Origin of the sequence: Kribbella sp. NPDC050820, assembly GCF_040653975.1 — a bacterium.
Lineage (GTDB): Bacteria > Actinomycetota > Actinomycetes > Propionibacteriales > Kribbellaceae > Kribbella.
Genome location: NZ_JBFAHB010000012.1, coordinates 162,694 through 186,798, shown reverse-complemented (window position 1 = coordinate 186,798; position 24,105 = coordinate 162,694). Strand labels below are relative to the sequence as shown.

General features: G+C 69.5%; 23 protein-coding genes. 15 read left to right on the top strand and 8 right to left on the bottom strand.

The window, feature by feature from the left end; translation table 11 throughout:
- Nucleotides 1–1,511: FAD-dependent oxidoreductase (locus tag AB0H36_RS14240; RefSeq protein WP_360521632.1), on the top strand; the 1,511-nt coding region annotated here is incomplete at its 5' end.
- A 58-nt stretch (nt 1,512–1,569) separates the two neighbouring features.
- Complete coding sequence (locus AB0H36_RS14235) at nt 1,570–2,280, top strand: hypothetical protein (RefSeq protein ID WP_360521629.1); 711 nt, start codon at nt 1,570–1,572, stop codon at nt 2,278–2,280.
- On the opposite strand, the gene AB0H36_RS14230 is transcribed toward AB0H36_RS14235, so the two are convergent.
- Nucleotides 2,198–2,701 (bottom strand): helix-turn-helix domain-containing protein, encoded by a 504-nt coding sequence (locus tag AB0H36_RS14230; RefSeq protein WP_360521626.1) that lies wholly within the window; start codon nt 2,699–2,701, stop codon nt 2,198–2,200. The two genes, AB0H36_RS14235 and AB0H36_RS14230, sit on opposite strands and share 83 nt — an antisense overlap.
- A gap of 53 nt (nt 2,702–2,754) precedes the next feature.
- Here AB0H36_RS14230 and AB0H36_RS14225 point away from each other — a divergent pair, with 53 nt between their 5' ends.
- Nucleotides 2,755–3,207, top strand: coding sequence for a nuclear transport factor 2 family protein (locus AB0H36_RS14225; protein ID WP_360521623.1), 453 nt, complete (start codon nt 2,755–2,757; stop codon nt 3,205–3,207).
- On the opposite strand, the gene glpK is transcribed toward AB0H36_RS14225, so the two are convergent.
- Genes glpK through AB0H36_RS14200 form a run of 5 tightly spaced genes read right to left on the bottom strand, consistent with a single transcriptional unit; the run spans nt 3,204 to nt 9,714 of the window.
- Nucleotides 3,204–4,721 (bottom strand): glycerol kinase GlpK, encoded by a 1,518-nt coding sequence (glpK, locus tag AB0H36_RS14220; RefSeq protein ID WP_360521620.1) that lies wholly within the window; start codon nt 4,719–4,721, stop codon nt 3,204–3,206. The genes AB0H36_RS14225 and glpK overlap by 4 nt on opposite strands.
- Nucleotides 4,722–4,742: 21 nt before the next feature.
- Nucleotides 4,743–5,501, bottom strand: coding sequence for an IclR family transcriptional regulator (locus AB0H36_RS14215; RefSeq protein WP_360521617.1), 759 nt, complete (start codon nt 5,499–5,501; stop codon nt 4,743–4,745).
- Nucleotides 5,502–5,535: 34 nt separating this feature from the next.
- A complete protein-coding gene (locus tag AB0H36_RS14210; protein ID WP_360521615.1) occupies nt 5,536–8,055 on the bottom strand; it encodes an FtsX-like permease family protein in 2,520 nt (839 codons plus the stop codon).
- Entirely contained in the window at nt 8,055–8,798 is a 744-nt protein-coding gene (locus AB0H36_RS14205; protein WP_360521612.1) for an ABC transporter ATP-binding protein, read from the bottom strand. Before AB0H36_RS14205 ends, AB0H36_RS14210 begins: the two co-directional genes overlap by 1 nt.
- Nucleotides 8,799–8,826: 28 nt before the next feature.
- Complete coding sequence (locus AB0H36_RS14200) at nt 8,827–9,714, bottom strand: PD-(D/E)XK nuclease family protein (RefSeq protein ID WP_360521609.1); 888 nt, start codon at nt 9,712–9,714, stop codon at nt 8,827–8,829.
- A gap of 206 nt (nt 9,715–9,920) precedes the next feature.
- Here AB0H36_RS14200 and AB0H36_RS14195 point away from each other — a divergent pair, with 206 nt between their 5' ends.
- The 4 genes from AB0H36_RS14195 to arc all read left to right on the top strand — a co-directional run bounded on the left by AB0H36_RS14195 (nt 9,921) and on the right by arc (nt 14,827).
- Entirely contained in the window at nt 9,921–10,778 is an 858-nt protein-coding gene (locus tag AB0H36_RS14195; protein ID WP_360521606.1) for an intradiol ring-cleavage dioxygenase, read from the top strand.
- A gap of 48 nt (nt 10,779–10,826) precedes the next feature.
- Nucleotides 10,827–11,981 carry a site-2 protease family protein gene (locus AB0H36_RS14190; RefSeq protein ID WP_360521603.1) on the top strand — a complete coding sequence of 385 codons (1,155 nt, stop codon included), beginning with the start codon at nt 10,827–10,829 and terminating at the stop codon, nt 11,979–11,981.
- A gap of 50 nt (nt 11,982–12,031) precedes the next feature.
- Nucleotides 12,032–12,994 (top strand): tRNA (adenine-N1)-methyltransferase, encoded by a 963-nt coding sequence (locus AB0H36_RS14185; RefSeq protein ID WP_360521600.1) that lies wholly within the window; start codon nt 12,032–12,034, stop codon nt 12,992–12,994.
- 87 nt (nt 12,995–13,081) lie between these two features.
- Nucleotides 13,082–14,827, top strand: a complete 1,746-nt coding sequence (gene arc, locus AB0H36_RS14180) for a proteasome ATPase (RefSeq protein ID WP_360521597.1) — start codon at nt 13,082–13,084, stop codon at nt 14,825–14,827.
- Nucleotides 14,828–14,920: 93 nt separating this feature from the next.
- Here the strand turns inward: arc and AB0H36_RS14175 are convergent, their stop codons facing one another.
- Nucleotides 14,921–15,376, bottom strand: a complete 456-nt coding sequence (locus AB0H36_RS14175) for a DUF3995 domain-containing protein (protein ID WP_360521594.1) — start codon at nt 15,374–15,376, stop codon at nt 14,921–14,923.
- Between the two features lie 93 nt (nt 15,377–15,469).
- Between AB0H36_RS14175 and AB0H36_RS14170 the strand changes: the two genes are divergently transcribed.
- On the top strand, nt 15,470–15,835 hold the full coding sequence (locus AB0H36_RS14170) for a hypothetical protein (RefSeq protein ID WP_360521591.1): 366 nt from the start codon (nt 15,470–15,472) through the stop codon (nt 15,833–15,835).
- On the opposite strand, the gene AB0H36_RS14165 is transcribed toward AB0H36_RS14170, so the two are convergent.
- Nucleotides 15,832–16,347 carry an NUDIX domain-containing protein gene (locus AB0H36_RS14165; protein WP_360521588.1) on the bottom strand — a complete coding sequence of 172 codons (516 nt, stop codon included), beginning with the start codon at nt 16,345–16,347 and terminating at the stop codon, nt 15,832–15,834. The two genes, AB0H36_RS14170 and AB0H36_RS14165, sit on opposite strands and share 4 nt — an antisense overlap.
- A gap of 73 nt (nt 16,348–16,420) precedes the next feature.
- Between AB0H36_RS14165 and dop the strand changes: the two genes are divergently transcribed.
- The 7 genes from dop to AB0H36_RS14130 all read left to right on the top strand — a co-directional run bounded on the left by dop (nt 16,421) and on the right by AB0H36_RS14130 (nt 24,102).
- Complete coding sequence (dop, locus tag AB0H36_RS14160; protein WP_360521585.1) at nt 16,421–17,941, top strand: depupylase/deamidase Dop; 1,521 nt, start codon at nt 16,421–16,423, stop codon at nt 17,939–17,941.
- A 57-nt stretch (nt 17,942–17,998) separates the two neighbouring features.
- Entirely contained in the window at nt 17,999–18,208 is a 210-nt protein-coding gene (locus AB0H36_RS14155; RefSeq protein ID WP_132145168.1) for a ubiquitin-like protein Pup, read from the top strand.
- An 8-nt stretch (nt 18,209–18,216) separates the two neighbouring features.
- Nucleotides 18,217–19,059 (top strand): proteasome subunit beta, encoded by an 843-nt coding sequence (gene prcB / locus AB0H36_RS14150; RefSeq protein WP_360521581.1) that lies wholly within the window; start codon nt 18,217–18,219, stop codon nt 19,057–19,059.
- 37 nt (nt 19,060–19,096) lie between these two features.
- A complete protein-coding gene (gene prcA, locus AB0H36_RS14145) occupies nt 19,097–19,942 on the top strand; it encodes a proteasome subunit alpha (protein ID WP_360521578.1) in 846 nt (281 codons plus the stop codon).
- The gene (locus tag AB0H36_RS14140) at nt 19,939–20,655 is read left to right on the top strand and encodes an NUDIX hydrolase (RefSeq protein ID WP_360521575.1); all 717 of its coding nucleotides are present in this window, start codon (nt 19,939–19,941) and stop codon (nt 20,653–20,655) included. The genes prcA and AB0H36_RS14140 overlap by 4 nt, the downstream gene beginning before the upstream one ends.
- 138 nt (nt 20,656–20,793) lie before the next feature.
- Nucleotides 20,794–23,430 carry a beta-N-acetylglucosaminidase domain-containing protein gene (locus tag AB0H36_RS14135; RefSeq protein ID WP_360521572.1) on the top strand — a complete coding sequence of 879 codons (2,637 nt, stop codon included), beginning with the start codon at nt 20,794–20,796 and terminating at the stop codon, nt 23,428–23,430.
- Between the two features lie 36 nt (nt 23,431–23,466).
- Nucleotides 23,467–24,102 (top strand): GNAT family protein, encoded by a 636-nt coding sequence (locus AB0H36_RS14130; protein ID WP_360521569.1) that lies wholly within the window; start codon nt 23,467–23,469, stop codon nt 24,100–24,102.
- Nucleotides 24,103–24,105 lie beyond the last annotated feature (3 nt).

Here is a 24,105-nt window from a genome sequence, read left to right as displayed (position 1 = left end):
GCGAGTACGACGACACGCCCGCCGACTTCGGCCGGATCGCGGCCACCACGGCCAAGCAGATCATCCTGCACGGGCTGCTCCTGCAACGCCTGGCGCCGCACCTGGTGAAGCCGGTGCCGTTCCTGTACCCGCTCCAGCACCGCTGGTGGGAGCGGTACTACGCGGGCGCCGGTGTCGCCCTGTACGACGGCATGGCCGTCAGCTCGGGGCACGGCGCCGGGCTGCCGATCCACCGGCACCTGACCCGGCGCGGCGCGATGCGGCTGGTGCCGAGCCTGAAGAAGTCGGCCCTGGTCGGCGCGATCCAGTACTACGACGCCCAGGTCGACGACGCCCGGCACACCATGGAGCTCGCCCGGACGGCGGCGTCGTACGGCGCTCATGTCGCGAACCGGGTCAAGGTCACCGGCTTCCTGCGGCAGGGCGAGCGGGTCACCGGGGTGCAGGCCAAGGACCTGGAGAGCGGCCGGGAGTTCGAGGTCCGGGCCAAGCAGGTCGTGAACGCGACCGGGGTGTGGACCGACGACACCCAGGCGATGGTCGGCGAGCGCGGTCAGTACCACGTCCGGGCCTCGAAGGGGATCCACCTGGTCGTCCCGAAGGACCGGATCCAGTCCAGCACCGGGATGATCCTGCGGACCGAGAAGTCCGTGCTGTTCATCATCCCGTGGGGCCGGCACTGGCTGATCGGCACCACCGACACCGACTGGAACCTGGACAAGGCACACCCGGCCGCGACCAGCAAGGACATCGAGTACCTGCTCGACCACGTGAACGCGGTGCTGACCACGCCGCTGACCCGGGAGGACGTCGAGGGCGTGTTCGCCGGGCTGCGGCCGCTGCTGGCCGGCGAGTCGGAGAGCACGTCGAAGCTGTCCCGCGAGCACGTGGTCGCGCACGCGGCGCCGGGGCTCGTCGTGGTTGCCGGTGGCAAGTACACGACGTACCGGGTGATGGCCAAGGACGCGATCGACGCGGTCGCCAACGCCCTCGACGGGCGGGTGCCGATGTGCACCACCAAGAACATCCCGCTGATCGGCGCCGACGGCTACCACGCGCTCTGGAACCAGCGGCACCTGATCGCGCGGCGCTCCGGCCTGCACGTGGCCCGGATCGAGCACCTGCTGAACCGGTACGGCGCCCTGATCGACGAGGTGCTGGCGCTCGTCGAGGAGGACCCGTCGCTGGGTGAGCAGCTGCCCGGCACGCAGGACTACCTGAAGGCCGAGATCGTGTACGGCGCCAAGGCCGAGGGCGCCCGCCACCTCGACGACGTGCTGGCCCGCCGGACCCGGATCTCCATCGAGGCCTGGGACCGCGGGGTCGGCGCGGCCGAGGCCGCGGCCCGGCTGATGGCGCCGGTCCTCGGCTGGGACGAGGCGACGATCGAGCGCGAGGTGTCCTTCTACCTCCGCCGGGTCCAGTCCGAGCGCGACTCCCAGGACCAGCCCGACGACGAGTCCGCCGACAAGGTCCGCCTGGAAGCCCCGGACATCGTGTCCCCGGCCTGACCACTGGACGCTCCGGTCCTCCCCGTGGCTTACTCGGAGTGAGCCACGGGGAGGGCATATGGGGGCGGAAGCAACGAACAGGCACTGGCGGACGATGTCCGTCACCACCGGGATCGCGGGGCTGGCGGGGATCGTGCTGGTGGCCGCCAGTCAGGCGTTGCTGCTGGCCGGCGCGAGCGAGCCTGACTTCGACGCGCCGGCCGCGGAGATCGTCACCTTCTTCGAAGCGCAGAACGAGACCGCGACCGAGGCCGGGGCGTTTCTGGGTCAGCTCGCCCTGCTGGCCATCGCCTGGTTCGTGGTGGGGGTCTGGGCCGTGCTGCGGCACGCCGAGGGCGACCCGGCCTGGCGATCCGCCGCGGCGCTGGTGTCCGGTGTCGTCTTCGTTGCGCTGGTGATGACAGGCGGCTGGCAACTGGCCACCTTCCGGCTGGCCGACGGAGTGGACCCACAGTTGGCCCGGCTGGCCTTCGACATGGGCAACCTCGGCTTCGCGAACGGCTGGCTCGCGCTCGGCAGCTTCCTGCTCGCGGCCGGCTGGATCTTCCTCACCGCCGGCTCGTTGCCGAACTGGCTCGGCTGGCTGGCGCTGGCCGCCGCTCTTGGCTTCGTGGTCGGCCGGGCGTTCTGGACGACGGCGATCTGGCTGATTCCCTATTCGCTGTTCTGGATCTGGACCATCGCCGTCAGCGTACAGTTGCTCCGAGGACGGATGCGATCAGCGCCGTCCCAGGCGCAGTTCGACCGCCTGGGCCGGGGGATGGAGTGACCTGGTCCGCCTCGAGCGCATCGCCGCACTCCGAGCAGCAGACCGTTGCCGTCGTCACCTTTCCGCACGTGTCGTGGGTGAAGCGGATCGGTTGACCGGCCGGCGGGGTCGCATGCCGGTCGCCCCAGGCGGTCAGCGCCAGCAGGATCGGCACCAGCTCCTGCCCTGCCTCGGTCAGCTCGTAGGCGTACCGCACCGGATTCTCCTGGTACGGCGTCCGCGTGACCAGCCCACCGTCCATCAGCGTGCCGAGCCGGTCGGTGAGCAGGTTGCGGGAGACCCCGAGGTCGGTCACGAGCTGGTCGAACCGGTCGAGCCCGAGGTACAGGTCACGCAGCACGAGTGGCGTCCACCAGTCGCCGATGATCTCCAGCGACTGGGCGAGTGAGCAGTGCATCGAGCCGAAGCTGGTGTTCCGCATCTCACCATCGTAGTCAGTTGCGTCATTGAACTCACTGTCCCTAGGGTGGGGACATGTACCACCGATTTGTGGCCCAGCAAGTGCGGAAGGCGTTCGCGGAGATCAGCGCGGGCAACTGGGAGGCGATGGTGGCGGGGATGGCGCCGTCCTTCACCTACCGGTTCTACGGCGACCACGCGTTGGCCGGCGAGCGGCATACGCACGACGCGTTACGGCGGTGGTGGGAGCGCTGCTTCCGGTTGTTGCCGAACACCCGGTTCGACGTCCAGGACGTGCTGGTCGCGGGCTGGCCGTGGGACACCCGGGTCGCGACCGCGGTGACCGTCGACGTCGGTGTCGCGGACGGCTCGCGCTACCAGAACGTCGTCCACCAGTTCCTCCGGATGAAGTGGGGCAAGATCACCGAGGTCCGGACGCTGGAGGACACCGCCGTCCTCCAGAAGACCCTCGACCGGCTGGCCGCTGCTGGCTTCGAGGAGGCGCACGCCGCGCCGATCACCGACTAGGAGGGGCGTTCCTCCGGGCGGATCCAGTTGAAGGTGCGCTGGACGGCGGCCTTCCAGTTCTCGTACTCGGTGGCGCGGCGGGCCGGGTCCATGTTCGGGACCCACTGGCCGGCCCGGTGCCAGTTGCTGCGCAGTCCTTCGAGGTCCGGCCAGTAGCCGACCGCGAGGCCGGCGGCGTACGCGGCGCCCAGCGAGACGGTCTCGGTGACCATCGGGCGCACCACCCGGACGTCGAGCAGGTCGGCGAGGAACTGCATCAGCAGGTTGTTCGCGGTCATCCCGCCGTCGACCTTCAGCGCGGTCAGCGCGATCCCGGAGTCGGCGTTCATCGCGTCGACCACCTCGAGGGTCTGGAACCCCGTCGCCTCGAGCACCGCCCGGGCCAGGTGGCCCTTGGTGATGTAGCCGGTGAGGCCCGCGATCACACCGCGCGCCTCGCTGCGCCAGTGCGGCGCGAACAGGCCGGAGAACGCGGGCACGATGTACGCGCCGCCGTTGTCGTCGACGGTCCGGGCCAGCGTCTCGATCTCGGCCGCGGTGTGGATCAGCCCGAGCCCGTCGCGGAACCACTGCACCAGCGACCCGGTGACCGCCATCGACCCTTCCAGCGCGTACGACGCCGGCTCGTCGCCGATCCGGTACGCGACCGTGGTCAGCATGCCGTGCTTCGACCGGACGATCTCCTGGCCGGTGTGCAGCAGCAGGAACGACCCGGTGCCGTAGGTGCATTTCGCCTCGCCGGCGCTGAAGCAGGTCTGCCCGAACAGCGCGGCCTGCTGGTCGCCGAGCGCGGCCCCGATCCGGACCCCCGGCAGCACCTCGGTCGCGGTCGCGAACACCCCGGACGACGGCCGGATCTCGGGCAGGATCGCCCGCGGTACGTCGAACGCCTGCAACAGCTCGTCGTCCCACTGCAGGGACTCGATGTTCATCAGCATCGTGCGGCTCGCGTTCGTCACGTCGGTGACGTGCAGCCCGCCGTTCGCGCCGCCGGTGAAGTTCCAGATCAGCCAGGTCTCCATCGTCCCGAACAGCACCTCGCCGCGTTCGGCGCGCTCCCGCAGTCCCGGGGTGTGGTCGAGCATCCAGCGGATCCGCGGCGCCGAGAAGTACGTCGTCAGCGGCAGACCGCACAGGTCCGCGAACCGGTCCGGGCCTTCGTCGCCGGCCAGTTCGGTGACGAGGCGGTCGGTCCGGGTGTCCTGCCAGACCACCGCGTGCCCGATCGGCCGGCCGGTCCGGCGGTCCCAGAGCAGGCTGGTCTCGCGCTGGTTGGTGATGCCGATGGCAACGATCTGGGACGGCTCGGCACCGATCTGCCGGACCGCCGCCGGGACCACCCGGGTCACGTTCCGCCAGATCTCGGTGGCGTCGTGCTCGACCCAACCCGGCCGCGGAAACAACTGCCGGTGCTCGCGCTGGGCCACCGACACCAGCCGCCCACGCCGATCGAACAAGATGCACCGGGACGAGTTGGTCCCCTGGTCCACTGCCGCGACGTACTGCTCAGCCATGTCGCCACCCCCGTTGGACCATCAGCCGTCCTCTCGCAGGTCACGGCCGATTGCTTCGGCGGTCGCCCGCACCATGCTGACCAGGTCCGGGCGCGGTCGCAGCCGGCTGTCGCAGATCCGCTCGATCCGGCCGGTCATCCCCACCGCGCCGACGACGAGCCCGCCGAGTCCCCGGATCGGCGCCGCGATACTGGCCATCTCGACGATGTACTCCTCGGACTCGCTGGCCCACCCCTTGGCCCGGACCGCGGCGAGCTCCTCGGCCAGCCGGGCCGGGTCGACGATCGTGCGGGTCGTGTAGGCCTCCAGCTTCTGCGGCTTGGCGGCGCCGCTGGTGTCGAACGCGAGCACGGCCTTGCCGAGGGCGCAGGCGTGCGGCGGGAGCGTCGTACCGACGTCGAGGTCCTGGTCGCTGTCGTCGGGGCGGAAGACGTGGTGGACGACCACGACCTTGCCCTCGACCAGGCGGCCGACGCGGACCACCTCGCCGCTGCGGGCGGCCAGCGAGTCGGCCCAGTTGATCGCGCGGCTGCGGAGCTCGTTCGGGTCCAGGTAGGTCTCGCCGAGCCGGCCGAAGGCGTCGCTCAGGTGGTAGTGCGCCCCGCTGTGGTCCTGCTCGACGAAGCCGACCTGGTGCAGGGTCCGCAGGATCCCGTGCACGGTCGTCTTCGCGAGACCGAGTGCGTTGCCGAGATCGGCGACCCCGAGCCCGTCGGGCGCGGCCGCAAGCAGTCGCAGCACAGCGGCAGCCCGCTCGATGGACTGCACAGTGCCCGGCATTCTCGCAGGCTACCTATCAATCAGCGTCATGGCTTCACTCCGCGGCGATTGCCTGCAGCACGTCGAGGCGGGCTGCCCGGCGTGACGGCCAGACTGCAGCGAGTACGCCGACCACCCCGGCGGCGAGGACCGCGATCGCCAACTGCAGCACGGGAATGTCCAGCACACTCAGGCCGTCGTCGACCATCACCTTCTGCACCGAGGCTGCGAACACAACACCCACCGCGAGCCCCAGCAGTGCGCCGAGCAGCGTGATGGCGATCGATTCCACCCGCAGCATCCGGCTGAGCTGCGGCCGGTCCATGCCGATCGCGCGCAGCAGCCCGATCTCGCGGGTCCGCTCGATCACGCCGAGGGCGAGCGTGTTCACGATGCCGAGGATCGCGATCAGGATCGCCAGCCCGAGCAGCATCCCGATCACGCCGAGCAGGACGTTCACCGGTCCGCGCGCGCTGTCGACGTACGCCTGCTGGTCGCGGACCCGGATCGTCGGGTAGTCCTTCAATCCGGCGAGGACCGCCGGGCCGACCTGGGCGGCGGTGGAGCCCGGGGCGAGGTCGACGTACAGCAGGTCGTCGGTCGGGGCTCCGCCGACGGCGTCGTACGTCGGCAGCGAGAGGACGATCGCGTTGAGCTGCCGGTTCGGGGCGAGGATGCCCGCGACGGTGAGCCGGTGCTTGCCCGTGGTCGTGGTCAGCTCGAAGGACTTGCCGGTTGAGAGCTTGAGCGTCTTGGCCATCGTCCGGGGGAGCAGCGCCTGACCTTTGCCCAGCCCGTCGAGCGAGCCGGAGTCGAGCTTTCCCGTGACCGGGCCGGCGAGTGTGCCGTCGCTGACTCCGCTGACCTGGACCGGTGTGTCGCCGACCTTGGCCTGCTGGCGGCGGACCCGGTGGACGGACTCGACGCCGGCGACCTTGGTGATCCGGTCGGCGACCTCCGGGCTGAACGGGTCCTGGCCGTCGGTGCTGACGACAAGGTCCGACGTACCGATCGCGTCGGAGATGCTCTGCTCGATGGACGCCTTGGCCGAGGCCGCGATCACGATCAGGCCGCTGATCAGGGCGACCGAGATCATCAGCGCGGACGCGGTGGCCGACGTCCGGCGCGGGTTGCGCTCGGCGTTGCGGCGTCCCAGCGTCACCGCCGCCCGGCGTCCGAACGGCAACAGCAGAGCGCGTACGGCGTACCGGCTGACGAGGGGACTGGTCATCACCATGCCGAGCAGCGTGATCGCGGCCGCGAACCCGAGCAGGACCGCGCCGGGGAGCCCGCTGGCCTGCAGGCCGATGAGGTACAGCATCAGCGCCATCAGCAGCATGAATCCGCCGATGACCAGCCGGACCAGCATGGACCGCTCGGGGAGGGCGACGTCGTCACGCAGCGCGGCCATCGGCGGGAGCTTGCCGGCCCGTCGGGCCGCCGGGAACGCGGAGGCGGCGGTGACCCCGATGCCGATCAGGTAGCACGCGATGATCGTGGCGGCGCTGACCTGCAGTGGCGACTCGGGGATCGCGAGATCGACCCACTCGTAGAGGAACCGAATGCCGGCCGCCACCCCGATGCCGAGCAGCAAGCCGAGCGTCGAGCCGAGCACGCCGATCACCAGCGCCTCGGCGAGCACCGTCGCAGTGACCTGCCCGCGGGACGCACCTATCGCGCGCAGCATCGCGAGCTCGCGGGACCGCTGCGCGACCAGCATCGCGAACGTGTTGACGATCAGGAACGCACCGACGAACAGCGCGATCCCGGCGAACAGCATCAGCACGGTGTTGTAGCCGCCGAACGTGTCGTCGAGCGCGTTCTCGCCGTCGGCCTCGACCTGCGCCGCGGTGCGGACCTTGACGCTGTCACCGATCGCCTTCGAGATCGCTTGGCTGACGGCGCTCGGGTCGGAGCCTTCGGTGAGGGCCACTCCGACCGAGGTCCAGCCGGGATCACCGAGGAGCAGTCGCTGCGCGGTTGCCGGATCGAAAGTGACCAGCGGTGCGCCGGCCGCTGGACCGCTGACGGTCGGGCTGGTGATCGCCATGAGCTCGGCGGTGATCGCCTTGTTCGGGGTGATGACCCGGACCTGGTCGCCGATGCCATAGCCGGCGCGCGATGCGGTCTGCTGGTCGAGCGCGAGCTGCGACTCACCCCACGGCGGCCTCCCTTCGAGCAGCCGGAAGGGCGCCGTACGGGCATCCCGCGGCCAGGCCCCGCCGTACGTCGGCAGCCCGAGCGTCTCGGTGGGCTCCCCATCCGGCGCGAGGATCTGTACGTCTCTGACGAGCAGCTCGGGGTCGGCGCCGGCGACACCCGGTACGGCGGCGATCCGCTCGACAACGTCGGAAGTGAATGTCGCGGGCCGGCCGGACCGGATGCCGACCGGGTCGACGGGGGTGACGGTGATGGCCGCCGCACTGCCGGAGAAGTTCTTCTTCAACGCGGCCGCGAGGGTGTCGGTGAAGACCATCGCGCCGGCGGTGAACGAGATGCCGAGCAGCACCGCGACGGTGCACAGCACGAACCGCAGCCGGTGGGCGAGGACCGACCGGAGGCCGAGCTTGAGCATCAGCCGGCCGCGACAGCGGTCGAGTCGAGCTGCTTCATCGCGTCGAGCACGGTCTCGGCGGTCGGGTCGAGCAGCTCGGAGCGCAACCTGCCGTCGGCGAGGAACAGCACCCGGTCCGCGTACGACGCCGCCGTCGGGTCATGCGTCACCATCACCACGGTCTGGCCGAAGTCACGGACCGAGCGGTGCAGGAAGTCCAGGACGTCGGCCGACGACTGGGAGTCGAGGTTGCCGGTCGGCTCGTCGGCGAACACCACGTCCGGCCGGGAGGCGAGCGCACGGGCGCAGGCGACCCGCTGCTGCTGCCCGCCGGAGAGCTCGGACGGCTTGTGGCCGAGGCGGTCCTTCAGGCCGGTCGTCCCGATCACGGTGTCGAGCCATACCTGGTCGGGTTTGCGGCCGGCCAGGTCCAGCGGGAGCGTGATGTTCTCCAGCGCGGTCAGCGTAGGGACCAGGTTGAACGCCTGGAACACGAACCCGATCCGGTCTCGGCGCAGGTGCGTCAGCTGCTTCTCGGGCAGCCGGGTGATGTCCAGGTCGCCGATCAGCACCTGCCCGTCACTCGGCTTGTCCAGGCCGGCGAGACAGTGCAGCAGCGTCGACTTGCCGGAGCCCGACGGGCCCATGATCGCGGTGAACCGGCCCTGGCCGAACTCGGCGCTCACGTCGGCCAGCGCGTCAACCTGCGTCTGGCCACCGCCGTACCGCTTCCACAACCCCACCGCCCGCACAGCCACGCTCATGCGATGAACCGTATCCGCCGAGGGTTCCTCAGCCGTCGACACCCACGAGGTCTACTCCGGCCGATTCCTGGGCGACCTCCTCGACCGATCGGGTCGGGAGTGGCGGGGGAGTGCCACCCCAGGCCGGGCAGAGCGGCTTGTGGTCGCACCACTCGCACAGCGGGCCGGGGCTCGGGCGCCAGTCGCCGGAGTCCAGCGCCCGGGTGATCGCGGTCCACAGCGCCGACACCTTGCGTTCACAAGCGCGCAAGTCCGCCTCGTCCGGGACGTAGCGGACGATCTCGCCGTTGCCGAGATAGACCAGTTGCAGCATCGCCGGGACGACGCCGCGCAGCCGCCACAGCACCAGCGCGTAGAACTTCATCTGGAACAGCGCCTTGGCCTCGAAGAACTCCGAGGGCGAGCGGCCGGTCTTGTAGTCGACCACCCGGATCTCGCCGGTCGGGGCGACGTCGAGACGATCGACGTACCCACGCAGGACCAACCCCGAGTCGAGCTCGGTCTCGACGTACAGCTCCCGCTCGGCCGGCTCCAGCGCGTTCGGGTCCTCGAGGGTGAAGTACTTGCCGAGCAACTGGTGCGCCTCTGCCAGCCACGAGGCCAGCTCCTCGCCGGATGCATCCTCGGCGAACAGCTCGGCCACCTCGGGCTCGTCCGCCAGGACCTGCTGCCACTGCGGCTCCAGCATCTCGGCCGCGTGCTCCAGCGTCCGCTGCCCGCGCGGCAGGTCGAACAACCGCTCCAGCACTCCGTGCACGACAGTGCCCCGGACCGCGGCGGCCGAAGGCTTCTCCGGCAGCCGGTCGATCACGCGGAACCGGTACTTGAGCGGGCAGCTCATGAAGTCCGCGGCCCGGGACGGCGACAACGCCCCGCGCGGATGCACATGCGGATCGGCTTCGACTGCGAGACTCATCCACGTCCTCGCTTCGCTCCGGGCGCGGCTGAGGCACAAGACGCGCTGTACTTGATGATGAACTCGCTCCGCTCGTTCATGTCAAAACCCTAGGCGAGAGCACCGACACTTCGCGTGCGCACCACCCCGGCCTGTGGAAAACCGTTCCCAGCAAACTCCCAGCAGGCTTTCGGAAAACCATCGGCTCCGGTTGCCACGCTGGTCTCATGACGCCACCACCGAAACCACCCCGCGAGCACGACCTGGGCCTGGAGTACGACCTCCGCACCCTGCACCGCCGTCGCTTCCTCGGCCTGTTCGCCGGCGCCGGCCTGGCCGCGGTCGCCGGCTGCGCTACCGACAACGCGACCGACTCGACGACCAGCGGTACGACGACCACGTCGAGCACCCCGAGCGCGACCAGCAGCCCGACGTCCAGCGCGACGACCGGAACCACCGACGTCGACGAGATCCCCCAGGAGACGGCCGGCCCGTACCCGGGCGACGGATCGAACGGCCCGAACGTGCTCACCGAGTCCGGCATCGTCCGCAAGGACATCACCAAGTCGTTCGGCTCCGCGTCCGGCGTCGCCACCGGCGTGCCGCTGACCGTCGAACTGACCATCCTGGACGCGGACAAGGACACCCCGCTGGCCGGTGCCGCCGTCTACCTGTGGCACTGCGACGCGGAGGGCCGTTACTCGCTCTACTCCGACGGCGTCACCAACGAGAACTACCTGCGCGGCGTCCAGGCCGCGGATGCGAACGGAAAGGTCACCTTTACCTCGATCTTCCCGGCCGCGTACATGGGCCGCTGGCCGCACATCCACTTCGAGGTCTACTCGAGCCTGTCCGAGGCCACCGCAGCCGGCAAGATCAGCGCCACCTCCCAGCTCGCCTTCCCGAAGGACGTCTGCGACACCGTCTACGCCACCGACGGATACGACGGCAGCGCGCAGAACATGCAGCAGACATCGCTCGAGGACGACAATGTGTTCGGCGACGACGACGGCGTACACCAGCTCGCGACGGTCACCGGGGACGTCAGCAGCGGGTACGTCGCCAACCTGAATGTCGGCGTTTGACCTGGGTAGGTAGCACGGAGTTACCACGAGGCAAGTAGCGTTGGGTCGATGCCAGAACCGCGTGATCCTCAGAGCCCCGCCCAGCCGGCCGGCCCGCCGCCGCCCGGTACCTGGGTACTCGGTCGTGTCCGCGGGATCCGGCTGACCATGCGGTTCACCTGGCTGCCGGTGGCGATGCTGCTGGCCGTCGGGTTCGCCGCCATCATCGGGCAGCAGTTCCCCGACCTGGGCAACTGGCGCTACCTGGCCGCGTTCGCGTTCGTGGTCGCGTTCACGCTGTCGATCCTGGTGCACGAGCTCGCGCATGCGCTGATGGCGATGCGGTTCGGCATCGGGGTGTCGGAGATCAACCTCGGCTTCTTCGCGGCCGGCACGCACATCGAGGGCGAGCGGAAGTCACCACTCGAGGAATTCGCCGTCTCCGTGGTCGGCCCGATCGCCTCGCTGGTGGTCGGCGGGCTGGCCTGGCTGGGCTCCCGCGCCGTCGACGAGGGCGTCGGGTACGTCGCGCTCTGGGAGCTCGGGATCGCCAACCTGATCGTCGGCGTGACCAACCTGCTGCCGGGCCTGCCGCTGGACGGCGGCTGGGTGCTGCGGGCGGTGGTCTGGAAGATCACCGGCAACATGCACACCGGCACGATCGTGGCCGCCTGGGCCGGCCGGATCCTGGCCATCGCGGTGCTCGCGGCGCCCGTCCTGCTCGAGGAGATCTGGGGCCGGCAGCCGTCGATGATCGACTTCCTGATCGCCCTGCTGGTCGGCTTCTTCCTCTGGATGGGGTCGACGTCGGCGCTGATGCAGGCCCGGCTGCGGCGCAAGCTGCCGGCCCTCCAGGTCCGGACGCTGGCCCGGCGCGCGATCGCCGTACACTCCGGCACGCCGATCTCGGAAGCGGTCCGGCTGGCCGGCGAGGCGCAGGCCGGGGCGGTCGTGGTGATCGACGGGGAGGGCAAGCCGCACGCGCTGGTGTCGGAGTCGGCGGTCAACGCAGTGGCGCCGAACCAGCGCCCGTGGACCAACGTCAGCGAGGTCGCGACCCGGATCGGCGCGGGCCACATCATCGGCGTCAACGACACCGGTGAGGAAATCCTCAAGACCCTGCGCGAGCACCCGTCCTCGGAGTACCTCGTCCTCGACGCCGCAGGCTCGGTGTACGGCGTGCTGGCCACCGCCGACGTGGAACGCGCCTTCCGCAGCCGGTGAGTCACCTGGGTTACGTCCCGCGGGTGACCGAAAGTTAAGGTGAGCGCCTTATGGCTGACTTGCGTGACTTCCCTGACCAGGCGTTCTCCGGGGTCCACCACGGACCGTTGCAGGCGGGCGAGTGGATCACCCTGCAGGACTCCAAGGGGCGCCGGCACTCGGTGTTCCTGGAGCGCGGGAAGATCTTCCACACCACCAAGGGCGGGATCGCGCACGACGACCTGATCGACGGCCCGGACGCGGTGGTGATCAAGTCGAAGGGCGGCGTCGAGTACCTCGCGCTGCGCCCGCTGATGGCCGACTACTCGGTCTCGATGCCGCGCGGCGCCGCGGTGATCTACCCGAAGGACACGGCGCAGATCGTGACTATGGCCGACATCTTCCCGGGGGCGAAGGTGGTCGAGGCCGGCGCCGGCTCCGGCGCGCTGACCACGGCGTTGCTGCGCGCCGTCGGGATCCACGGACAGGTGATCTCGTTCGAGCGCCGCGAGGACTTCGCCGAGGTCGCGCGCAAGAACGTGACCGGGTTCTTCGGCGGTGAGCACCCGGCCTGGCGGCTCGAGGTCGGCGACCTGGTCGAGAAGCTGAACGAGCAGGATGTCGACCGCGTCGTACTGGACATGCTGGCGCCCTGGGAGTGCGTGGACGCCGTTGCAGAGGCCCTGTCGCCCGGTGGGGTGTTCTGCGCCTACGTGGCCACCACTACGCAGCTGAGCCGGCTTGTGGAGACGCTGAGGGCCCATGGCGAGTTCACCGAGCCGCGGGCCTGGGAGTCGCTGGTGCGGGACTGGCATGTCGAGGGACTGGCCGTCCGGCCGGGCCACCGGATGCAGGGTCACACCGCGTTCCTGGTGACCGCCCGCCGGATGGCGCACGGCGTCCAGGCACCCCGCAAGAAGCGCCGCCCGGCCCCGGGAGCGTACGGCGACGACTACGCCGGACCGCGTCGCCCTGAGGGTCGCGCCGGGACTCGTGCGGAAACATCCGAAGACATGCCGAGAGCAACCGATTGATCCGCAACCGACACGTGATGGGATTCAGCTTGCTCGGTGAGGTTTTCTGGGTAAGGTCCATAGGGTCGAGCCCCACATGGTGAGGTGATGATCGTGGCTGGAGACGAGAGTCCTACCGCGGCAGAGCTGCGCAACCAGGTCCGGTACCTGGAAGCCGAGGTCGCAGCGCTGCGGCGTCGGTTGTTGGAGCACCCGGCGGACAGCCGGTCGCTCGAGAGCAGACTGTCCGAAACCCAGGCCTCCTTGGCGAGTGTCACCGCTCAGAACGAGCGGCTGGCCGAGACCCTGCGTGAGGCGCGAGAGAAGATCATCGCCCTGAAGGAGGAGGTCGACCGGCTGGCCCAACCGCCGTCCGGTTTCGGTACCTTCCTGGGCCGCAACGACGACGACACGCTGGACGTGTTCACCGGAGGCCGCAAGCTCCGGGTCGCGGCGAGCCCCTCGGTTGACCTGGACGCGCTCAAGCTCGGCCAGGAACTGATGCTGAACGAGGCGCTGAACGTGGTCGAGGCCTGCGACTTCGAGGTCGTCGGCGACGTGGTGATGCTGAAGGAGCTGCTCGCCGACGGCGAGCGGGCGCTGGTGATCGCGCAGGCGGACGAGGAGCGGGTGGTGCGGCTCGCGTCGCCGCTGCTCGACATCCCCCTGCGGGCCGGTGACTCGCTGCTGCTCGAGGCGCGGTCCGGATACGTCTACGAGAAGATCCCGAAGTCCGAGGTCGAGGAGCTGATCCTCGAAGAGGTCCCGGACATCGACTACACCCAGATCGGTGGCCTGACCGGCCAGATCGAGCAGATCCGGGACGCAGTCGAGCTGCCGTACCTGCACAAGGAGCTGTTCCTCGAGCACGAGCTCAAACCGCCGAAGGGCGTGCTGCTGTACGGTCCGCCGGGCTGTGGCAAGACGCTGATCGCCAAGGCGGTGGCGAACTCGCTGGCCAAGAAGGTGGCCGAGAAGACCGGGGTGGAGGGGCAGAAGTCGTTCTTCCTCAACATCAAGGGCCCGGAGCTGCTGAACAAGTACGTCGGCGAGACCGAGCGGCACATCCGGCTGGTCTTCCAGCGGGCCCGCGAGAAGGCCTCCGAGGGCATGCCGGTGATCGTGTTCTTCGACGAGATGGACTCGCTGTTCCGCACCCGCGGCAGCGGTGTCTCGTCCGACGTGGAGAACACCATCGTCCCGCAGCTGCTGAGCGAGATCGACGGTGTCGAGGGCCTGGAGAACGTCCTGGTCATCGGCGCCTCGAACCGTGAGGACATGATCGACCCGGCGATCCTGCGGCCGGGCCGGCTGGACGTGAAGATCAAGATCGAGCGCCCGGACGCCGAGGCGGCCCGGGACATCTTCTCGAAGTACCTGACCACCACCCTGCCGCTGCACACCGACGACCTGAGCGAGTTCGGCGGCGACAAGGGCGAGTGCGTGAACGGGATGATCCAGCGCGTCGTGGAGCGGATGTACACCGAGGCCGACGAGAACCGGTTCCTCGAGGTCACCTACGCCAACGGCGACAAGGAGGTCCTGTACTTCAAGGACTTCAACTCGGGCGCGATGATCCAGAACATCGTCGACCGGGCCAAGAAGATGGCGATCAAGGCGTTCCTGGACGACAACCAGAAGGGCCTGCGGGTGCAGCACCTGCTGCAGGCGTGCGTGGACGAGTTCAAGGAGAACGAGGACCTCCCGAACACCACGAACCCCGACGACTGGGCCCGCATCTCCGGCAAGAAGGGCGAGCGGATCGTCTACATCCGGACGCTCATCTCCGGCAAGCAGGGCACCGAGCCGGGTCGCTCCATCGACACGGCCACCAACACGGGTCAGTACCTGTAAGACCGTCGTACCGGCTGCCCCTGGACACGCACTGTCCAGGGGCAGTCGGCGTCGTGTGGCAGGAACGTCGCCCTGAAGGTGCAGGACAGCTGATCACCGGTCGCGAGACCACCAGAGGCTGAGTGCGAAGGCGAGACCCCACAGCAGGAACCACGGATCCCAGAAGTAGGCGTGCCAGGCGAGTGCGCGCGGGTCCGACGCTTGTACGTCGGAGCGCACGGCGACGATGCCGGCCAGCGTCAGGATGCCGCCGTACAGGGTCAGGACGGTAGCGGCGATCCAGCTCAGGATGCGCGGGACCCGGGGCGCGCGAACGACGTCGTACTGGAGGATCGGCGCGGCGACGGCCACGCCGGCCTTCAGTACGACGACGAGCCACAGGCCGAGGATGACGAGTGGCTCACGGGTGCGGCCCCAGCGTTCGAGGTCGCCACCGATCGTGTCGAGGAGCCAGGTGCCGCCGAGCGCCCAGTAGGCGCTGAACAGGGCGTGTCCGAGGCCAAGCATGCAGGCGGTGAACGCGGTCAAGCGAGCGGCTGTCCTGTGCACCGCCCGAGTGTGTCAGGAGGCGCTCATCAGCAGAGGGGGGAGCCCGGGTTTCCCCTGATCCCGCTCTGGGCTCGACGGGTTTACCGTTCTGGTATGGCGACGGACGAGGTGCGGAAGGACCTGCGCGCGGCGGTGGCTGCGCGGCAGGAGCTGGGCCCTGAGTACGAGGACGAGATCATCGACAGCTTCCTCGCGAAGCTGGACGCCCGCGAGGCCCAGCGCCACAGCCAGGACCTCGAGCACCGCCGAGAGGACCAGTTGCTGGAGGCAGCCGGCCTGAAGCGCCGCGAAGGGTCGGACCCCGGCGGGCTGGCGCTGGCGATTGTCTCGGTCGTCGCCGCCATCCCGATCACCGCCATCGCCGCCGACATGAGCGGCCTCCCCGGCATCCTGATCAGCTGGGCCGGCCTGGTGGGCATCAACGTCGCTTGGACCTCCGGCCGCCGCAAACCCCGCTAGGCGGGCCCTGAGGGCGCGTCCACGAGGCTCCGGACGTACGGCCCCAGCAGCGCCGTCGTGTCCGGGACGAAGGGCCACTCGTCCAGACGCCGTACGAGCTCGTCAGGGGCCATCCAGGCACCCCAGGACACCTCCTCGGGCTGGTGGGTGACCGGGCCGTCCCAGACGCACGTGTAGAGGTACGCGTGGTAGTTGGTGGACTCATCGGCGTAGTCGCCCTCCGGCAGCTTCACCAGCTCGGTGCCGGCGATCCCCAGCTCCTCGGCCAGCTCCCGTACGACGGCGTCGTACGGGTCCTCGCCAGCGGCTATGACACCACCCGCGGAGAAGTCGTAACACGCTGGGAAGACGTCCTTGGTCGCCGTCCGGCGATGCACGTAGATCTCACCGGCCGGATTCCGGACGAGCACCCCGGTGGCGGCATGGCGCAGATTGTCCCGCCGCATCACCGACCGCGGCGCCGACCCGATGACATGGTTGTCCGCTCCCAGAATCGCCACGATCTCGTCCACCCACGAAGTTTCACACGTAACCCTGTGGACACGGCAACGGCTTTAAGCGCCGGTACCGCGTAGGCTCGTTCGCATGAGTGTTCGGCGGATCATGGGGACCGAGACCGAGTTCGGTATCTCGGTCCCAGGTCAGCCCGGGGCGAACCCGATGCTGACCTCGAGCCAGGTGGTGAACGGCTACGCCCAGACGCAGCCGCTCGCGCGCAAGACCAGGTGGGACTTCGACGAGGAGCACCCACTGCGGGACGCGCGCGGGTTCGACCTGAGCCGGGAGGTGGCCGACTCCAGCCAGCTCACCGACGAGGAGACCGGCCTGGCCAACGTGATCCTCACCAACGGCGCCCGGCTGTACGTCGACCACGCCCACCCGGAGTACTCCGCGCCCGAGACCACCAACCCGCGCGACGTGGTGGTGTGGGACAAGGCCGGCGAGCTGGTGATCATGGAGGGCGCCCGGCAGGCCCGGCAGATCCCCGGCGCGCCGCCGCTGAACCTCTACAAGAACAACACCGACAACAAGGGCGCGTCGTACGGCTCGCACGAGAACTACCTCATGCGCCGCTCGACGCCGTTCGCGTCGATCGTCCGGCACCTCACACCGTTCTTCGTGAGCCGTCAGGTGGTCACCGGCGCGGGCCGGGTCGGGATCGGCCAGGACGGCACCGCGCACGGCTTCCAGATCAGCCAGCGGGCCGACTACTTCGAGGTCGAGGTCGGCCTGGAGACCACGCTGAAGCGGCCGATCATCAACACCCGCGACGAGCCGCACGCGAACCCGGATCGCTACCGCCGCCTGCACGTGATCATCGGCGACGCGAACCTGTCCGAGATCTCGACGTACCTGAAGGTCGGGACGACCAGCCTGGTGCTGTCGATGATCGAGGACGGCTGGCTGACCGACGACCTGAGCGTGGACCGCCCGGTCACCGCGCTGCACGAGATCAGCCACGACCCGTCCTGCACCCATCTGATGACGCTGAAGGACGGTCGCAAGCTGACCGCCGTACAGCTCCAGACGGAGTATCTCGAGCAGGCCCGCAAGTACGTCGAGGACAAGTACGGCGACGACGCGGACCGGCAGACCAAGGACGTGCTGCACCGCTGGGAGCAGCTGCTCGACCAGCTCGCCACCGACCCGATGAAGCTGGCCGACCAGCTGGACTGGGTCGCCAAGCTGAAGCTGCTGCAGTCCTACCGCGACCGCGACGGCCTGGAGTGGGACGACCCGAAGCTGCACCTGATCGATTTGCAGTACGCCGACCTGCGCCCGGACAAGGGTCTGTACTACAAGTTGATCAAGGCCGGCCGGATGCAGCGCCTCGTCACCGACGAGGAGATCCGGATGGCCGTCTCGCACCCGCCGACCGACACCCGCGCCTACTTCCGCGGCCGCTGCATGCAGCAGTACGCGCCGCAGGTCGCGGCCGCCTCCTGGGACTCGGTGATCTTCGACCTGCCGGGCAAGGAGTCGCTGCAGCGGATCCCGACCTTGGATCCGTTACGGGGCACCAAGGCCCATGTCGGAGCACTTTTGGACCAGTGCGACACCGCGAGTGACCTGGTTCGCACCATTACTGGGGGCGCCGCCGGGTAGGGTCGCTATTGAGGGTCGGTTGGGCGGCCCTCCCAGCGGTTCTAGGAGGTGTGTGCCATGGCTAAGGACGGCGGGCAGCAGCACAAGCAGCCGAAGCGTTCGTCGACCGAGGAAGAGGTCGAGCAGGTCGAGACGTCCGAGGACGTCCAGGAGCGCAAGGAGCGGCTCGACGAGGACGTCGACTCGATCCTGGACGAGATCGACGAGGTGCTCGAGGAGAACGCCGAGGAGTTCGTCCGCGGGTTCGTGCAAAAGGGTGGGGAGTGAACCGCTCGATGACATTCGATGCCTCCGGCCGGTTGCCGGAAGCCTTCCTGACCCCAGGTGGCTCGTCGTTCATGGACTTCCTGGCCGGGCACGCGCCCGACCTGTTGCCGGGACGGCGCAGCCTGGGGTCGGCCGACTTCTCCGCCGACGTCCCGCACGGTACGACGATCGTCGCGGCCACCTTCCCCGGTGGCGTCGTGATGGCCGGCGACCGGCGGGCCACGATGGGCAACATCATCGCCCAGCGTGACATCGAGAAGGTGTTCCCGGCCGACGAGTACTCCGCGGTGGCGTTCGCGGGCTCGGCCGGGTTCGGGCTGGAGATGGTGCGGCTGTTCCAGGTGGAGCTCGAGCACTACGAGAAGCTCGAGGGCACCACGCTCAGCCTGGACGGCAAGGCCAACCGGCTGAGCGCGCTGATCCGGGGCAACCTGGCGATGGCGATGCAGGGCCTGGCCGTGGTGCCGCTGTTCGCGGGCTACGACGAGGACATCAAGGGCGGCCGGATCTTCTCCTACGACCCCACCGGCGGGCGCTACGAGGAGACCCACTTCCACAGTGTCGGCTCGGGTTCGCTGTTCGCCCGGGGCGCGCTGAAGAAGCTCTACCGCGAGAACCTGTCCGCGACCGACTGCGCGACGGTGGCGATCCAGTCGCTGATCGACGCCGCCGACGACGACTCGGCGACCGGCGGCCCGGACATGCTGCGGCGGATCTTCCCGGTGGTCGGTGTGGTCACGTCGGACGGCTACCAGCGGCTGCCCGAGGACGAGGTGGCCGACATCGTCGACCGTGCCTGGGCCGAGCGGCACCAGCGGCCCGACGGCCCGGCCTCGGCGTCCCTGACCTGACCCCCTCCCGATCGACTGATAGAGGACGACACCTTCGATGAGCGTTCCGTTCTACGTCTCGCCCGAACAGCTGATGCGGGACCGGGCCGACTTCGCCCGGAAGGGCATCGCCAAGGGCCGCAGCGCGATCGCGCTGCAGTATGCCGACGGCATCCTGTTCGTCGCGGAGAACCGGTCGCCGGCGTTGCACAAGGTGGCCGAGATCTACGACCGGATGGCGTTTGCCGCGGTGGGCCGGTACAACGAGTTCGAGAACCTGCGGATCGCCGGCGTCCGGCTGGCCGACATGCGCGGGTACTCCTACGACCGGCGTGACGTCACCGGCCGGGCGCTCGCCAACGCCTACGCGCAGACGCTGGGCGCGATCTTCTCCTCCGGCGGCGAGAAGCCGCTCGAGGTGGAGATCCTGGTCGCCGAGATCGGCACCAGCACCGCCGAGGACCAGATCTACCGGCTCACCTACGACGGCTCGATCGCGGACGTCCGCGGGTACGCCGTGATGGGCGGGCCGGCCGAGCAGGTCGCGGACTACGTCGGCGAGCACTACCAGGAGGGCATCTCGCTGGCGGGTGCGCTCCGGCTCGCGGTGGACGCGCTCGGGCACGACAGCAACGAGGTCCGGGAGCTGACCCCGGACCAGATCGAGGTCGCGGTGCTGGACCGGACCCGGACCCAGGTGCGCAAGTTCAAGCGCATCTCGGAGGAGACGCTCGCGCGCATCCTGTCCGAGTCCCGCCCGGACACCACGCCGACGGAGCCTCCGGCCGGCAAACCGGCTGAGACCGCCGAGGCCACGCCGGCCGACGACACCCCGGTCGCCCCACCGGAGGACGACGCCCCCGTCGCCCCGCCGGAAGACCCGGACGACAACCGCCCGCTGTGACAGACGCACAAAGCAACCGGCAGCCGGCCGCCACGGACAACACTTCCGCGGCGGCCGGTCCCGTCCCACCTGCAAGCCGCGCGGCGGTAGTAGGCGAGCAGCCGTCGGCGGTGAACGGCGTGCCGACGGTGGGTGGTTCGGCCGGCGTGCGTGCTCGGGCCGGGGATCCTGAGGACTGGGTGTTGGTGGGGGAGCAGCCTGGCTTCAACGGGTTCTTGACGGTCAACCAGCGGCGGTACCGGTTGCCGGACGGGCGGGAGGTGGACTGGGATGTGTTCGGGCCCAAGACCGCTTCGGGGATCACGTCCGGGATCACGGTGCTGCCGCTGACGCCGGAGGGGAAGGTCGTCACGATCCGGATCTTTCGCCCGGGCCCGGATCAGGTGGTCACGAACCTGCCGGGCGGGCTGGTCGAGCCGGGTGAGGATCCGGCCGTGGCCGGCGTGCGCGAGCTCGAGGAGGAGACCGGCTACACCTGCGAGTCGTTCGAGCTCGTCAGCTGGAACTGGTCGGCGGCCTCCTCGGTCTACCGCAAGTACGTCGGCATCGCGCGCGGCTGCCGGCCCGACGGCACGCAAGCCCTGGACGAGTTCGAGGACTGCGTCCCGGTCGAGCTCACCGTCGACGAGTTCCGCGCCGAGCTCCGCACCTCCGGCGCGATGACCGGCATCGACGCGGCCTACTTGGCCCTCGACCACGCCGGCCTGCTGTAGTCGATCACGCCAGCTGTGACTCGACCACGCCCGCTGTGACTGGGCTTTGACTGAAACTGGTCACGCCAGAGGCTTGACGAGCAGGTCTGCGCACTGAATGGATGGGAGGTGCAAACGCCTTCCGCCCGAGGAGTTGCCATGCGCCGGTTCGTCCTCCCCGCACTCCTGCTGCTCGCCGCCCAGACCCTGTCCGCTCCGGCCGCGTCGGCCGACGCCACGATAGGGGCGCCGCCGGTGTCGCCTGAGCCTCAGCAGACCACCAGCCGCCCCGACGGCTTCAGCCTCGGCCGCACCGTCGGCCTGATGCACGGACCGACCACGGATCCGGACGCCGAGCGCGTCGTCCGCGAGACGCTCGAGCGGGCCGGCGTACAGACCGTCCGGGATCAGCCGGCGGCGGTGACCATTTGGCTGGGCGGGAACGAGCAGGTGCTGCGGCAGCTGAACGTGGAGCCCGCCAAGGGCTTGCCCGCCGAGGGGTATGTGCTCGCCGCCGGCGGCAAGAACGTCGTACTCGACGGGGTCGACACCGACGGGACGTACTACGCGGCGCGCACCTTCGCACAACTTGTCCAGGGCAACCAGTTGTCCGGGGTCGAGATCCGGGACTGGCCGACGATGCGCTACCGCGGCTCGATCGAGGGCTTCTACGGTACGCCGTGGTCGCATGCGGACCGCCTCGATCACCTCGACTACCTCGGCGCGCACCGGATGAACACCTACGAGTACGCGCCGAAGGACGACCCGTACCACCGCGAGCAGTGGCGCGACCCGTACCCGGCCGACAAGCTGGCCGAGCTCGGCGAGCTGGTCGAGCGGGCCCGGGGCAACAAAGTCGACTTCACCTTCGCGCTCTCGCCGGGGCTGTCGATCTGCTACACCTCCGACAGCGACTACCGGGCGCTGATCGCCAAGTTCGAGGCGCTCTACGGGCTGGGCGCGCGGGCGTTCAACGTGCCGCTCGACGACATCGATTACAACACCTGGCACTGCCCGGAGGACCGGGAGAAGTACGGCACCGGCGGCGGCGCGGCCGGCCAGGCGCAGAGCGAGTTGCTGAACCGGATCCAGCGCGAGTGGGTCGCCTCCAAGCCGGACCTGGCGCCGCTGCAGATGGTCCCGACCGAGTACTACAACGTGTCGGAGACGCCGTACAAGAAGGCGCTGCGGGAGCAGCTGGACAGCGCCGTGGTCGTGCACTGGACCGGCATCGGCGTCATCCCGCGCACGATCACAACCGCACAAGCGGCTCAGGCCAAGGCCGTGTTCGGGCACGACATCCTGATCTGGGACAACTACCCGGTCAACGACTACCTGGCCGGGCGGATCCCGCTGGCCGACTACAGCGGCCGGGAGCCCGGGATCGCGCAGCACGTCGCCGGCGTGATCTCCAACCCGATGAACCAGGCCGCGGTCAGCAAGCTCGCGCTCTACTCGTTCGCCGAGCTGGGCTGGAACCCGGCCAAGTACGACGAACAGGCGTCCTGGCACCAGGCGATCGCCGAACGCGCCGGGGGAGATCGCAAGACGATCGCGGCGCTCGAGGTCTTCGCCGACCTGAACACCTACGACTCGACGCTGCATCCGGAGAAGGCGCCGGTGCTGGCCGCCCGGACCGCCGCGTTCTGGAAGACCTGGCAAGCCGGCGACCACGACGGCGCGATCGAGGCGCTCGAGCCCTACTTCAACGCCATCGAGAAGGCGCCCGCTCAGCTCAGGGGTGGAGTGCAGGATCCAGCGTTCGCCGACGAGGCGAAGGCCTGGCTGGATGCGACCGTGCTCTGGGGCCAGGCGCTCCGGCGGTCGTTGCGGCTGCTCGACGAAGTGGCCGACGGCAACGGAGCGGCCGCCTGGGCGAGCCGGCAGCAGATCGACGCACTGGTTGCCCAGGCCAAGGAGATCCGGGACGTCCGGCTGCCGCACTCCAACACCTACCCACGGATCGGTGAGGGCGTCGCCGACGCGTTCCTCGCCGAGGCCGGTCGGGTGCACGACCAGTGGATGGGCATCGAGCCCGGACGTACGGCGTCCAGCTCGCAGGGCACGTACGCCGAGAACACCCCCGACCGCATGGTCGACGGCGACGAGTCGACGTACTTCTGGAGCAACGGCGCACCCGTGGCCGGGGACGAGATCCGCGTCGACCTCGGCAAGGCGCGGGCGATCGGCGACATCGCCGTACTGATGGGGAAGTCGGGCAGCCCGAGCGACTTCATCCACTCCGGTGTGCTGGAGTACTCGACCGACGGCTCCACCTGGACCGAGCTCACGCGGGCGACCACAGCCGAGGTGCGCTTCACCGCCGCCGTGACGGCGCGCTATGTCCGCTATCGTGCGATTGTCGACAATCCTTCGTTCTGGCTGGTGGTCCGCGAGTTCTCGGTCCAGGTCACCGACGGCTCCGAGTTGGTGCTCACGGCAACAGGCACACCTGCGCCCGCGGAGGGCTCGTCGCTGTCGGACGCGGTCGACCTCCAGGTGAGTACGGCGTACGTCGCAGGCGTTGCACCGACGGCGTCGGACGCGTTGACCGTCGAGCTGTCGTCGGCAACGTCAGTCGACCGGATCACCGTGCTGCAAGCCGAGGGCGCGGCTGCATCTGGACGCATCCAGGTCCGGACGAGCGACGGTTGGCAGGACATAGGCCCGGTGAAGGCCGCCTACAGTGCAGCGAACCTGCCGGCCACCACGATCGAAGTGGTCCGGATCGCGTGGGCGGCCGGCGCCGTACCGCCGCGGGTGCACGAGGTGATCGTGCACCGGGCCGGGAATTAGGTTGCCCGCGGTCGCACCGGGCCAGAGGATGGCCCGGTGCTGATCGATCACTGGCCGCTGCGCCGCCTCCGGCTGACCACCGAACGCCTCGTCCTGCGTCAGCCCGGTGAGGAGGAGCTCGCCGAGCTGGCCGACGTCGCGGCCAGTGGAGTGCACAAGCCGGGGGAGCGGCCGTTCCTGACCCCGTGGACGGACGCGCCGCCTGCGGAGCGCGCCCGGGGCGTCATGCAGGGGCACTGGGGCTCGCTGTCCTCGTGGAGTGCGCAGGACTGGACGTTGCAGCTCGGTGTGTTCCGGGAGGGCACGCCGATCGGGATGGTCGCTTTGCGGGCACAGGACTTCGCCGTACTCCGGGAGGTGAAGACGTGGTCCTGGCTCGGCCTGCCGCACCACGCCCAAGGCTTCGGCACCGAGGCGCGCCGTGCACTGCTGCATCTCGCGTTCGAAGGATTGGACGCGGTCGCGGCGCTGACGGAGGTGTTCCAGGACAACGCGGGCTCGCAGGGCGTGTCCCGGAAGCTGGGCTATCAGCCGGACGGGATCTCGCGGGACGTGCTGGACGGCCGGCCGGTGGTGTCGGACCGGCTCCGGCTAACCCGGGACAACTGGCAGCCGTCGGGCCGGGTCGAGGTCACCGGGCTGGAGGAGTGCCGGTCCTGGTTCGTCGCGTAGGCT

What these genes read in the sequence shown, in the direction of transcription:
- AB0H36_RS14235 (WP_360521629.1), top strand. Translation starts at nt 1,570, where the DNA reads ATGGGGGCGGAAGCAACGAACAGGCACTGGCGGACGATGTCCGTCACC.
- AB0H36_RS14230 (WP_360521626.1), bottom strand. Translation starts at nt 2,701, where the DNA reads ATGCGGAACACCAGCTTCGGCTCGATGCACTGCTCACTCGCCCAGTCG.
- AB0H36_RS14225 (WP_360521623.1), top strand. Translation starts at nt 2,755, where the DNA reads ATGTACCACCGATTTGTGGCCCAGCAAGTGCGGAAGGCGTTCGCGGAG.
- glpK (WP_360521620.1), bottom strand. Translation starts at nt 4,721, where the DNA reads ATGGCTGAGCAGTACGTCGCGGCAGTGGACCAGGGGACCAACTCGTCC.
- AB0H36_RS14215 (WP_360521617.1), bottom strand. Translation starts at nt 5,501, where the DNA reads ATGCCGGGCACTGTGCAGTCCATCGAGCGGGCTGCCGCTGTGCTGCGA.
- AB0H36_RS14210 (WP_360521615.1), bottom strand. Translation starts at nt 8,055, where the DNA reads ATGCTCAAGCTCGGCCTCCGGTCGGTCCTCGCCCACCGGCTGCGGTTC.
- AB0H36_RS14205 (WP_360521612.1), bottom strand. Translation starts at nt 8,798, where the DNA reads ATGAGCGTGGCTGTGCGGGCGGTGGGGTTGTGGAAGCGGTACGGCGGT.
- AB0H36_RS14200 (WP_360521609.1), bottom strand. Translation starts at nt 9,714, where the DNA reads ATGAGTCTCGCAGTCGAAGCCGATCCGCATGTGCATCCGCGCGGGGCG.
- AB0H36_RS14195 (WP_360521606.1), top strand. Translation starts at nt 9,921, where the DNA reads ATGACGCCACCACCGAAACCACCCCGCGAGCACGACCTGGGCCTGGAG.
- AB0H36_RS14190 (WP_360521603.1), top strand. Translation starts at nt 10,827, where the DNA reads ATGCCAGAACCGCGTGATCCTCAGAGCCCCGCCCAGCCGGCCGGCCCG.
- AB0H36_RS14185 (WP_360521600.1), top strand. Translation starts at nt 12,032, where the DNA reads ATGGCTGACTTGCGTGACTTCCCTGACCAGGCGTTCTCCGGGGTCCAC.
- arc (WP_360521597.1), top strand. Translation starts at nt 13,082, where the DNA reads ATGATCGTGGCTGGAGACGAGAGTCCTACCGCGGCAGAGCTGCGCAAC.
- AB0H36_RS14170 (WP_360521591.1), top strand. Translation starts at nt 15,470, where the DNA reads ATGGCGACGGACGAGGTGCGGAAGGACCTGCGCGCGGCGGTGGCTGCG.
- dop (WP_360521585.1), top strand. Translation starts at nt 16,421, where the DNA reads ATGAGTGTTCGGCGGATCATGGGGACCGAGACCGAGTTCGGTATCTCG.
- AB0H36_RS14155 (WP_132145168.1), top strand. Translation starts at nt 17,999, where the DNA reads ATGGCTAAGGACGGCGGGCAGCAGCACAAGCAGCCGAAGCGTTCGTCG.
- prcB (WP_360521581.1), top strand. Translation starts at nt 18,217, where the DNA reads ATGACATTCGATGCCTCCGGCCGGTTGCCGGAAGCCTTCCTGACCCCA.
- prcA (WP_360521578.1), top strand. Translation starts at nt 19,097, where the DNA reads ATGAGCGTTCCGTTCTACGTCTCGCCCGAACAGCTGATGCGGGACCGG.
- AB0H36_RS14135 (WP_360521572.1), top strand. Translation starts at nt 20,794, where the DNA reads ATGCGCCGGTTCGTCCTCCCCGCACTCCTGCTGCTCGCCGCCCAGACC.